Below are 10,972 nucleotides of genomic sequence, written 5' to 3'. Positions count from 1 at the left end.
CCCAGGTCGTTTAGCTCAGCTGGGAGAGCACCTCCCTTACAAGGAGGGGGTCACTGGTTCGAGCCCAGTAACGACCACCACTTTCTTGAAATAGAAAGTACAAAAATGATACAGATGGGTCGTTAGCTCAGTCGGTAGAGCAGTTGACTTTTAATCAATTGGTCGCTGGTTCGAATCCAGCACGACCCACCATCATTTAGCCATATCCCAGGTCGTTTAGCTCAGCTGGGAGAGCACCTCCCTTACAAGGAGGGGGTCACTGGTTCGAGCCCAGTAACGACCACCATGTTTTACAAATGATTTAGATGGGTCGTTAGCTCAGTCGGTAGAGCAGTTGACTTTTAATCAATTGGTCGCTGGTTCGAATCCAGCACGACCCACCATCATTTAGCTTTATCCCAGGTCGTTTAGCTCAGCTGGGAGAGCACCTCCCTTACAAGGAGGGGGTCACTGGTTCGAGCCCAGTAACGACCACCATGTTTTAAAAATGATTTAGATGGGTCGTTAGCTCAGTCGGTAGAGCAGTTGACTTTTAATCAATTGGTCGCTGGTTCGAATCCAGCACGACCCACCATCATTTAGCCTTATCCCAGGTCGTTTAGCTCAGCTGGGAGAGCACCTCCCTTACAAGGAGGGGGTCACTGGTTCGAGCCCAGTAACGACCACCACTTTCTTGTATTAGAAAGTCAAAAGCCCGCTGCATAGTGGGCTTTTTTGTATCTGCAATTTGCTGAGCAGGAACAGGCAAAGAATTATGCAGCCTATTTAGGCACTTGTGTCCTGCCAGATTTGTTGGTGGGCTTGCGCCCTGCTTCTGGTTATAATTTTTGCCTTTCCAAGCGTTGATGGAACAGTCGCAATGAGCAATGCACTGAGCACGGTCCCTCCGGCTATCGAGATGGACTATCCCTTTCCGGTCAAACCGGCCCCGTTGACTGCCGCCCAGAAGGCAGGCCTGATCGCCGAGATCAAGGATCTGCTCGAGAGTCGACAGGCGGTGCTGGTCGCCCACTATTACACCGATCCCGAGATCCAGGCACTGGCCGAGGCCACGGGTGGCTTCGTCGGTGATTCGCTGGAGATGGCCCGTTTCGGCCGGGATCACGCCGCCCAGACCCTGATCGTGGCGGGGGTTCGTTTCATGGGGGAAACCTCCAAGATTCTGAGCCCTCACAAGCGGGTGCTGATGCCGACGCTGGAAGCGGAATGTTCCCTCGATCTGGGCTGCCCCATCGATCAGTTCTCCGCCTTCTGCGACGCCCATCCCGACCACATCGTCGTGGTCTACGCCAACACCTCGGCGGCGGTCAAGGCGCGCGCCGACTGGGTGGTGACCTCCAGCATCGCGCTGGAGATCGTCGAGCACCTCGACAGTCAGGGCCACAAGATCATCTGGGGCCCGGACAGGCACCTCGGTGCCTACATCGAGAAGAAGACCGGTGCCGAGATGTTGCGCTGGCAGGGCCACTGTATCGTCCACGACGAGTTCAAGGCCAAGGCCCTGCGCGAGCTCAAGGCCCAGAACCCGGATGCGGCCGTGCTGGTGCATCCGGAATCCCCGGCCTCGGTCATCGAGCTGGCCGATGCGGTGGGCTCCACCAGTCAGCTGATCAAGGCAGCCAAAGAGCTGCCCCAGCAGAAGCTGATCGTGGCGACCGATCGCGGCATCTTCTACAAGATGCAGCAGGCCTGCCCGGACAAGGAGATGGTCGAAGCGCCAACTGGTGGCGACGGTGCTACCTGCCGTAGCTGTGCTCACTGCCCCTGGATGGCGATGAACGGTCTGGTGGCAATCAAGGAGGCGCTGACCGATGGCGCCGAGCGTCACGAGATCCTGGTAGACGAGGCGCTGCGGGTGAAGGCGCTGATCCCGCTCGATCGCATGCTGAACTTTGCGGCCGAGCTCAGACTCAAGACGCAAGGCAATGCCTGAGTGATTGAGGCAGTGAATGCAAGAAGGGCACCCAGTGGGTGCCCTTCTTCGTGATGGCGGCCAGCTTGGATATTGGCCGCCTGCATTGCATCAGATAAGCACGGTGGAGAAGCTATGCTCCTCGTCCGGCGCTATGGTGACGCCGGCATCGGCGGTGATGGCGGTCTCGACACAGAGCATGGTGCGATAGCCATCATCGCTCATGTCGGCCATGGCGCTGGCGCCTTCCTGCCAGGGGTTCCAGACCACGACGCTGTCATGGTTGCCACTCACCACCTGAGTGGTGCGTTCAGCGTCCTTGATCCTGACGATGGTGTCGGCTTGGCGATAGATGCGATCCATGGCGGCAGAGAGCGTCAGAGCACCCTGCTGCTGCGCATCCTGACCGCTCAGCTTGTCGAGGTAAGGCTCACCGAGCCCGGTGACGCTGATGGCCTCCGGGCTGCTTATCTGCAGATAGCTGTGCAGGGCGGCGTTATAGACGATGGGGGCCTTGCCGGTATTGCGGGTGGTCAGCACCAGCGAGAGCTCCTTGCCGACCAGCACATCCAGCTCCAGCTCGAAGGCGTGGGGCCAGAGGGCGCGGCTGGCATCGCTGTCGGTCAGGGAGAGATGCACCAGGGTGCCATCCTCGTGATCGGAGACGCCATCGAGCGTCCACAAGCTGGTGCGGGCGAAGCCGTGAGCTGGCTTGCCGCTGCCGACACGAGCAGGGGCCGGGCCGAACCAGGGCCAGCAGAGTGGAATGCCACCGCGAATGGGTTTGCTGCCATCCAGCACGGCCTTGTCGCTGAGCCAGAGGGTGGCGGGTTCACCATGGCGCTGGTAGCGCAGCACATGGGCACCAAACAGGCTGATCTCGGCCTTGGCATAGCCATTGTCGATAGAGAGCTGGGGTTGGCCCGTCTCGTGGCTGAGGCTGCAGTGGGCAGTCAGAGTGCGTATGGGTTGCATGAAGACTCCTGTGCGTTGGCACATTCAAAGAGGGTCGGAAGATCCCGAAGACAAAAAAGGCGGCCAATGGCCGCCTTTTTTACGCTACTTGATTGCGCATCCCAAATTACTTGGAGATGTGAGCGATCAGGTCCAGAACTTTGCTGGAGTAGCCCATTTCGTTGTCGTACCAGGATACAACTTTAACGAATTTGTCGTTCAGTGCGATACCGGCTTTGGCGTCGAACACGGAAGTCTGACGCTCACCCAGGAAGTCAGTGGAAACCACTTGATCTTCGGTGTAGCCCAGCACGCCCTTCATGGAACCTTCGGAAGCGGCTTTCATGGCTGCACAGATTTCAGCGTAGGTAGCGGCTTTCTTCAGGTTGACGGTCAGGTCAACAACGGACACGTCCGGAGTCGGTACGCGGAAAGCCATACCGGTCAGCTTGCCGTTCAGTTCCGGGATAACAACGCCAACAGCCTTGGCAGCACCGGTAGAGGACGGGATGATGTTCTGAGCCGCACCGCGGCCACCGCGCCAGTCTTTAGCAGACGGACCATCAACGGTCTTCTGGGTAGCAGTGGTAGCGTGGACGGTGGTCATCAGGCCGGATTCGATACCGAAGGTATCGTTCAGAACCTTGGCGATCGGGGCCAGGCAGTTGGTGGTGCAGGAAGCGTTGGAAACGATGTCCTGGCCAGCGTAGGTGGCGTCGTTAACGCCCATGACGAACATCGGGGTCGCGTCTTTGGACGGGCCAGTCAGTACCACTTTCTTGGCGCCGGCAGCGATGTGCTTACGAGCAGTGGCGTCGTCCAGGAACAGACCGGTGGCTTCGGCAACAACGTCAACACCGATGGCATCCCACTTCAGGTTTGCCGGGTCACGTTCAGCGGTAACACGTACGGTCTTGCCGTTGACAACCAGGTTGCCGTCTTTGACTTCAACGGTGCCATTGAAGCGGCCGTGAGTGGAGTCGTACTTCAGCATGTAAGCCATGTACTCAACGTCGATCAGGTCGTTGATACCAACCACTTCGATATCGTTGCGCTCAGCGGCCAGACGGAATACGAAACGGCCGATGCGGCCAAAACCGTTAATACCTACTTTGATAGTCATAATTGGTTACCTAACTGTTCAGTAGTCAAAGAAAATTCCGTTTGTAAATTTACTAGAACTCCCCCGTGAGTCAACCAACAATCTGCGTGAAATTGCGCTATATCATGAAAAACTGTGAAATTTATTTTCGGTTTATGTAACTGACTACCAACTTTTGTCGAAAATGTCATCGGCTGGTTTGCGTCACAGAGATCAACAATAGTGCCTGTCTGGTCACACATCCAGCCGGGGAGATATGTAAAAATGTGCGCGGTTTAGCATGGCCAAAGAGCCACTGTTCAAGTACCACCCATAAAAATTAATCATATAGATAGAATCCACAGCGGGAATTCTCAAACTATGACCACCCTGATTGAACAGCTGGCTGCCGCCAAAGGTATCGCCAGTGAGTATGTTGATGCCTGGGGCAATCCGGCCCAGGTATCGGAAGAGAGCAAGGCCGCCATGCTGGGCGCCATGGGCTACCACGTCGACGACGAGGCGGCCCTGATCGAACAGCTGGAGCAGGAACACCGTCAGCACTGGTTGCGTCCACTGGATCCCGTGATGGTGGTGCGCAGCGGCGAACCCGTCAGTCTCGAACTGCGTCTGCCCATCGAGTTCGTCAACGACGCCCTGCACTGGCAGATCACCCTGGAACAGGGGACTGTGTTGACCGGTCAACTCACCCCCATCGAGGGCGAGCTGGTCGGTGTGGCTGAGTTTGAAGAGATGGAGTGCCAGGCCTATCGCGTGGCGCTGGATGTGCAGCCTGAGCTGGGTTATCACCAGCTGGTGCTGCTGGAAGAGGGCAACGACGAGCCGCTCGCCAGCATGCGCCTCATCGTCGCCCCCAAGTCCTGCTACAAACAAGCGCCGATCGCCAACGGCCGCAAGGTATGGGGTCCGAGCGTGCAGCTCTATTGCCTGCGCAGCCGCCACAACTGGGGCATGGGCGATTTCAGCGATCTCGGTCAGTTGGTCGAGAAGGCCGCTAACTGGGGCGCTCACTTCGTCGGTCTGAACCCCATTCATGCGCTCTACCCGGCCAACCCGGAGAGTGCCAGCCCCTACAGCCCGTCCTCTCGCCGCTGGTTGAACCTGGCCTATATCGACGTGGAAGCGGTGCCCGAATATCTGGCCAACCCCGCGCTCCAGGCCGAGGTGGCCAATCCGGCGTTCCAGCAGCACCTTGCCTCCCTGCGCGCCAAGGAGAACGTGGACTACACCGGCGTCATCGAGACCAAGCTCGGTATCCTGCGCCAGGTGTTCGATCAGGCCAGCCTGAGCGCCGAGCGCCAGGCCAGGTTTGATGCCTTCGTGGCCGCCGGTGGTGACAGCCTGCAACAGCAGGCCGCGTTCGATGCGCTGCAGGCGCACTTCTATGCCAAAGGCGAAAATGCCTGGGGCTGGCCGGTATGGCCGGATGCGTATCGCAACTATCACAATCCCGAAGTGGCGGCCTGGATGAGCGCTCACAGCCAGGATGTGAATTTCTATCTCTACCTGCAATTCCTGGCCGACGAGCAGCTCTCCTTGGCCGATGCCAAGGCCAAGGCCGCCGGCATGGTGATGGGGATCTACCGGGATCTGGCGGTGGGGGTCTCCGAAGGCTCCACCGAGATCTGGGCCAACCGGGATCTCTACTGCCCGAAAGCCTCGGTCGGTGCGCCGCCTGACATTCTGGGGCCGCTCGGTCAGAACTGGGGTCTGCCCCCCATGAACCCGAACCAGCTGTTCGAGGCCGCCTATCAGCCGATGGTGGACTTGTTCCGCGCCAACATGCGCTCCTGCGGCGCACTGCGTATCGATCACGTGATGGCGCTGCTGCGCCTGTGGTGGGTGCCGCCCGGAGAGTCAGCTGCCAAGGGCGCCTACATCTATTACCCGGTCAACGATCTGCTGGGGATCCTGGCGCTCGAATCTCACCGCAATCAGTGTCTGCTGATCGGGGAAGATCTCGGCACAGTGCCGGAGGGCATCGACGTGACCCTCAAAGAGAACGGCGTGCACTCCTACAAGGTGTTCTTCTTCGAACGCTCCAAGGGCGACGGTGGCTTCATCTCCCCGGCACACTACACCGAGCAGGCGATGTCGGCCCTGACCACTCATGACATGCCGACCCTCAAGGGCTTCTGGCATTGCGACGATCTGGCGCTCGGTCGTGAGCTGGGATTGTATCCAGATGAAGAGGTACTGAAGACCCTGTATGCTGATCGCCATCAGGCCAAACAGCGGATCCTCGACAGTCTGCACGCCCATGGGGTCATCTCTGGCAACATCAGCCACGACGTGAACTGGGTCGGTATGAACACCGAGCTCAACCATGGTCTGCAGATCCACATGTCCCGTGGCAGCTGCGCCCTGTTCAGCACCCAGCTGGAAGACTGGCTGGAGATGGACAAGCCGGTTAACGTGCCGGGCACCAGTTACGAATACCCGAACTGGCGCCGCAAGCTGTCTCGCGATCTGGAGGATATCTTTGCCGATGAGGCGCTCAAGGCGCTGGCAGGCAAGATGAGCCAGGCCCGTGATGAGGCCAGTCGTTGAGCCACTGTCGCCAACCCGTGACTCACTTTCATCCACTCCGGCTTCGGCCGGAGTGGATGTTCAGCCATGAAAGGAAATGTCGATGCCCGTTGAACGTTTGGTTGCCGCCCGCTGTGCCGATCCCTTCGCCCATTTAGGCCTGCTGGCCAACCCGGCTGGATCAGGCTTGAAACTGACAGCCTGGTTGCCCGATGCCCTCGAGGTCCGCGTCAAGGATCTCAAGTCCGGCAAAATCGTTGCCACCCTGACTGCCGCCGATGAAGCGGGCCTTTTTGAAACTGTTTTCACCCGCCGCAAGAATCCCTTTCCCTATCAGCTGATCGCCAGCTACACCGATGCCAGTACCGACTATCTCGATCCCTATCAATTCCAGGCCGCCGCCTGGGAGGGCTTGGCAGAGCTGACCTCACAGCCGGAAAACATCTACCATACCCTGGGCGCCCAGCTGCGCAGCGTCGAACATCTCGGCCAGCAGGTGGAAGGGGTGCGCTTCGCCGTCTATGCGCCAAGCGCCAGCGCGGTGAGCCTCATTGGCGACTTCAACTTCTGGGATGGCCGTCGCCACCCGATGCAGCGCAGCCAGTGCGGTCACTGGGTGCTGTTCGTGCCTGGACTCAAGGCCGGGGATCGCTACAAATTTGAACTCAAAGATCCGGCGGGTCACCGGCTGCCCCACAAGAGCGACCCGGTCGGCTTCTACTGCGAGCAGTATCCGTCGTTCGCCTCCGTCATCTATGACCATGAGCAGTACCAGTGGCAGGATGCCGCCTGGCGCGAGAGTCAACTCAACGACAAGCGGGAGCAGCCGCTCTCCATCTATGAGCTGCACGTGGGTTCCTGGAAGCGCCACCCCAACGGCGACAGCCTGAGCTGGCGCGAGCTGGCGGTGGAATTGGTCAACTACGTCACCGAGCTGGGCTACACCCATATCGAGCTGATGCCGGTCTCCGAGCACCCCTTCAGCGGCTCCTGGGGCTATCAGCCGGTGGGCATGTTCTCGCCGACCAGCCGCTACGGCAGCGCCGATGACTTCAAATATTTCGTGGATCAGTGCCACCAGGCCGGCATCGGCGTCATTCTGGACTGGGTGCCGGCCCACTTCCCGGCCGATGCCCACGGCCTTGCCCGTTTCGACGGCACCCCGCTCTACGAGTACGAGGATCCGCGCCGTGGCTGGCACCCGGACTGGAACTCCTATATCTACGATTTTGGCCGCAACAACGTGCGCCAGTTCCTGGTGGCGAGCGCCTTGTTCTGGCTCGACAAGTTCCACATCGATGGCCTGCGGGTGGATGCGGTCGCCTCCATGCTCTACCTGGACTATTCGCGCAACGCCGGCGAGTGGGTGCCAAACGTCGATGGTGGCAACCACAACTACGAGGCGATCAGCCTGTTGAAGTGGACCAACGAAGAGGTGTACGGCAAGTATCCCCACGCCATGACCATCGCCGAGGAGTCCACCGCCTTCGCGGGAGTCTCCCGTCCCACCTTCCTCGGTGGCTTGGGGTTTGGCTTCAAGTGGAATATGGGCTGGATGCACGACACCCTGAGCTACATGCAAAAGGAGCCCATCCATCGCCGTTATCACCACAACGAGATGACCTTCTCCATGGTGTATCACTATGACGAGAACTTCATCCTGGCGCTGTCTCACGACGAGGTGGTGCACGGCAAGCACTCCCTGCTCTACAAGATGCCGGGGGATGAGTGGCAGCAAGCCGCCAACCTGCGCGCCTACATGGGCTTCATGTATGCCCATCCGGGCAAGAAGCTGAACTTCATGGGCACCGAGATAGCCCAGAGCAACGAGTGGAATCACGACGCCCAGTTGCCCTGGCACCTGCTGCAGTTCCCCAAGCACGGCGGCCAGCAGCGACTGATCCGCGATCTCAACCAGTTCTACCGTCATGAAGCTGCCTTGTATCAGGCGGATTATGAGCGCGAGGGCTTCCGCTGGCTGGATCATAACGACGCCGACAACAGCATCTTCGCCTGGCTACGTGCCGATAAACAGGGTGAAAATGCTGTCATGGTGGCCAGCAACTTCACCCCGGTGCCGCGTATCGCCTACCGCCTCGGCGTGCCGCAGGCCGGTCACTATCGGATCGTGCTCAACACCGATAGCGAGCATTACTGGGGCAGCAACTATGATGTGGGTTTGGTCTTCGTCGCCGAGCCGACCCCCTGGCAGGGGATGGCGCACAGCATAGTGCTGGACTTGCCGCCGCTCGCGACCTTGTTCATCAAACAGGAGTCTTGATGTTGGTAATGGAGAAAGGGCAGGACCACCCGCTGGGGACTCTGCTCGATGAGACGGGTTGTCATTTCTGCGTCTGGGCGCCCCAATCGGACAAGGTGGAGCTCTGTCTGTTCGATGAACAGGAGCAGGAGCAGCTTCGACTGGCCTTGCCCGGCCGGCGTGGTCAGTATCGCTTCGGCTATGTGAAAGGCATCAAGGCCGGTCAGCGCTACGGCTACCGGGTGTATGGCACCTCCCAGGAGGGCATGCTGTTTGACCCGGACAAGCTGCTGATCGACCCCTACGCCAAGGCGCTCAGCCGCCCGACCCATTGGGACGATGCGCTCTATGAGGGGGACAGCGCGGCCATGGTGGCCAAGTCGGTGGTGGTGGATGACGCTTTCGACTGGCAGGGGGTCGGCAAGCCCGGCATCCCGCCGGAGCGCGTCGTCATCTACGAAACCCACGTCAAGGGTTTCACCCGCCAGCACCCCGGGGTGCCGGCCGCGCTGCGCGGCACCTACCTCGGTATCAGCCACCCCGTGATCATCGAGCACATGCAGTCGCTCGGCATCACGACGGTGCAGCTGATGCCGGTGGCGACCTTCATGTCCGAGCCCAGACTCGAGCAACTGGGGCTCACCAACTACTGGGGCTACAACCCCATCGCCTTCTTCGCCCCCGAGCCACGTTACGGCGCGGGGGACGCGGTCACCGAGTTCAAGACCATGGTGCGCGAGCTGCACCGGGCCGGGCTCGAGGTGATCCTGGATGTGGTCTACAACCACACCGCCGAGGCCGGGGTCGACGGCCCCGTGCTGTCCCTCAAGGGGTTCGACAACGCGGGCTACTATGCCTTCGAGACCGGCGCCCACGGTCCGGACTACCAGCGTCACGCCAACGTCACCGGCTGTGGCAACAGCGTCAATCTGGATCACCCCAACAGCCTGCGGCTGGTGCTGGATGCGCTGCGCTACTGGGTAACCGAGATGCAGGTCGACGGTTTTCGCTTCGATTTGGCGGTCACCCTGGCGCGGGAGGCGGGGGAGTTCGATCCCATGAGCGCCTTCTTCAAGGCGATGATGGCGGATCCCGTGCTGGCGCGGGTCAAGCTCATCGCCGAGCCCTGGGACATAGGCCCGTTCGGTTATCGACTCGGCCAGTTCCCGAGCCAGTGGCTCGAGATCAACGACCGTTACCGCGACACCGTGCGCGCCTTCTGGCGCGGGGATGCGGGCAAGATGGGGGACTTTGCCACCCGCCTGGTGGGTTCGCGGGATCTGTTCCCGAAGAACTGGCGCGCGCCCCACTCCAGCATCAACTACCTCTGCTATCACGATGGCTTCACCCTGGAGGATCTGGTCTCCTACAACCAGCGCCACAACCAGGCCAACGGCGAAGACAACAGAGACGGTCACGGCAACAACCTCTCCTATAACCACGGCGTCGAGGGGCCGACGCTGGATCCCAGGGTCAACAATCTGCGCCAGCAGCAGAAGCGCAATCTGATTGCCACCCTGCTGCTCTCCCAGGGCACCCCGCACTTCCTGGCGGGGGACGAGATAGGCCGCAGCCAGCTTGGCAACAACAATGCCTACTGTCAGGACAACCAGATAAGCTGGGTCAACTGGCAGTGGCGACCGGAGGACGAGCGCCTGCTCGCCTTCACCCGCCAGATGATGGCGCTGCGGGCCGAGTCCGGGGTCTTTGCCAACCTGCAACTGAGCGACGACAGCTGGAATGGCACGCCAACCAGCTGCCATCAGGTCAACTGGTATCACCCGGACGGCCATCAGCTCAACGATCAGGACTGGCACGCCCCCATGGGGCAGGCGTTTGCCATGGACATCGGCATGATCGGCTGCGAGGGGGAGCGCTGGTACGTGCTGTTCAATGCCAGCGACTACGACATCCAGTTCCGGCTGCCGCCGCCGGGGGAGGGGCTGGAGTGGATCCAGACCATAGACACCGCCACCAACGACGGTCTGCCATTCCTGCCCGATGACATCAAACGGCAGGTGACGGTGGGCCGTGCCCACTCCCTCAAATTGCTGGAGCGCGTGGCGTTGTCGGCGGCGACTCTGGCCAAGGAGGGGGTGGTGGCCGTGCCGGATGTTGCTGCCGTGTTGCCAACGGGATCACAGTTCCCGCTGGCGGGGTAGAGCTTGGTCGCCCGAGTGGGTATGCTGGGCGGCGAGATCAATGGTGAGGAGTC

Annotated in this window: 6 protein-coding genes and 7 tRNA genes; 11 read left to right on the top strand and 2 right to left on the bottom strand. The window is 60.2% G+C overall.

The genetic code is table 11. The features are described 5' to 3' along the window. Positions 1 to 4 precede the first annotated feature (4 nt). The 8 genes from BN1137_RS07080 (at position 5) to nadA (ending at position 1,933) form a co-directional block, all read left to right on the top strand. A tRNA-Val gene (locus BN1137_RS07080) sits at positions 5 to 80 on the top strand. A gap of 36 nt (positions 81 to 116) precedes the next feature. Next, a tRNA-Lys gene (locus tag BN1137_RS07075) sits at positions 117 to 192 on the top strand. Positions 193 to 210: 18 nt separating this feature from the next. Continuing rightward, positions 211 to 286, top strand: a tRNA-Val gene (locus tag BN1137_RS07070). Positions 287 to 307: 21 nt separating this feature from the next. Beyond that, positions 308 to 383: transfer RNA gene (locus BN1137_RS07065), tRNA-Lys, on the top strand. A gap of 18 nt (positions 384 to 401) precedes the next feature. Then, positions 402 to 477 (top strand) — tRNA-Val (locus tag BN1137_RS07060). Between the two features lie 21 nt (positions 478 to 498). Next, positions 499 to 574: transfer RNA gene (locus tag BN1137_RS07055), tRNA-Lys, on the top strand. 18 nt (positions 575 to 592) lie between these two features. Further along, a tRNA-Val gene (locus tag BN1137_RS07050) sits at positions 593 to 668 on the top strand. Positions 669 to 859: 191 nt separating this feature from the next. After that, positions 860 to 1,933 (top strand): quinolinate synthase NadA, encoded by a 1,074-nt coding sequence (gene nadA / locus BN1137_RS07045; RefSeq protein WP_050717926.1) that lies wholly within the window; start codon positions 860 to 862, stop codon positions 1,931 to 1,933. A 90-nt stretch (positions 1,934 to 2,023) separates the two neighbouring features. On the opposite strand, the gene BN1137_RS07040 is transcribed toward nadA, so the two are convergent. Together BN1137_RS07040 and gap are read right to left on the bottom strand one after the other, a co-directional pair. Continuing rightward, entirely contained in the window at positions 2,024 to 2,887 is an 864-nt protein-coding gene (locus BN1137_RS07040) for a D-hexose-6-phosphate mutarotase (protein ID WP_050717925.1), read from the bottom strand. 106 nt (positions 2,888 to 2,993) lie between these two features. Next, a complete protein-coding gene (gene gap, locus BN1137_RS07035) occupies positions 2,994 to 3,989 on the bottom strand; it encodes a type I glyceraldehyde-3-phosphate dehydrogenase (RefSeq protein ID WP_050717924.1) in 996 nt (331 codons plus the stop codon). A gap of 339 nt (positions 3,990 to 4,328) precedes the next feature. Here gap and malQ point away from each other — a divergent pair, with 339 nt between their 5' ends. From malQ to glgX, 3 genes are all read left to right on the top strand, one after another. Continuing rightward, positions 4,329 to 6,518: a 4-alpha-glucanotransferase gene (gene malQ / locus BN1137_RS07030; RefSeq protein ID WP_050717923.1), complete on the top strand. Its 2,190-nt coding sequence runs from the start codon at positions 4,329 to 4,331 to the stop codon at positions 6,516 to 6,518. A gap of 82 nt (positions 6,519 to 6,600) precedes the next feature. Beyond that, the gene (gene glgB, locus BN1137_RS07025; RefSeq protein ID WP_050717922.1) at positions 6,601 to 8,778 is read left to right on the top strand and encodes a 1,4-alpha-glucan branching protein GlgB; all 2,178 of its coding nucleotides are present in this window, start codon (positions 6,601 to 6,603) and stop codon (positions 8,776 to 8,778) included. Further along, positions 8,778 to 10,919, top strand: coding sequence for a glycogen debranching protein GlgX (gene glgX, locus BN1137_RS07020; protein ID WP_050717921.1), 2,142 nt, complete (start codon positions 8,778 to 8,780; stop codon positions 10,917 to 10,919). Before glgB ends, glgX begins: the two co-directional genes overlap by 1 nt. Positions 10,920 to 10,972: the final 53 nt, after the last annotated feature.

The sequence above is a fragment of the Aeromonas tecta genome (assembly GCF_000820185.1).
GTDB lineage: Bacteria > Pseudomonadota > Gammaproteobacteria > Enterobacterales > Aeromonadaceae > Aeromonas > Aeromonas tecta.
The sequence above is the reverse complement of the archived record's forward strand: the minus strand, read 5'-3'. Positions and strand labels throughout refer to the sequence as shown.

Excerpts from the sequence above, each read along its gene's own strand:
- nadA (WP_050717926.1), top strand. The coding sequence starts at position 860 with ATGAGCAATGCACTGAGCACGGTCCCTCCGGCTATCGAGATGGACTAT.
- BN1137_RS07040 (WP_050717925.1), bottom strand. The coding sequence starts at position 2,887 with ATGCAACCCATACGCACTCTGACTGCCCACTGCAGCCTCAGCCACGAG.
- gap (WP_050717924.1), bottom strand. The coding sequence starts at position 3,989 with ATGACTATCAAAGTAGGTATTAACGGTTTTGGCCGCATCGGCCGTTTC.
- malQ (WP_050717923.1), top strand. The coding sequence starts at position 4,329 with ATGACCACCCTGATTGAACAGCTGGCTGCCGCCAAAGGTATCGCCAGT.
- glgB (WP_050717922.1), top strand. The coding sequence starts at position 6,601 with ATGCCCGTTGAACGTTTGGTTGCCGCCCGCTGTGCCGATCCCTTCGCC.
- glgX (WP_050717921.1), top strand. The coding sequence starts at position 8,778 with ATGTTGGTAATGGAGAAAGGGCAGGACCACCCGCTGGGGACTCTGCTC.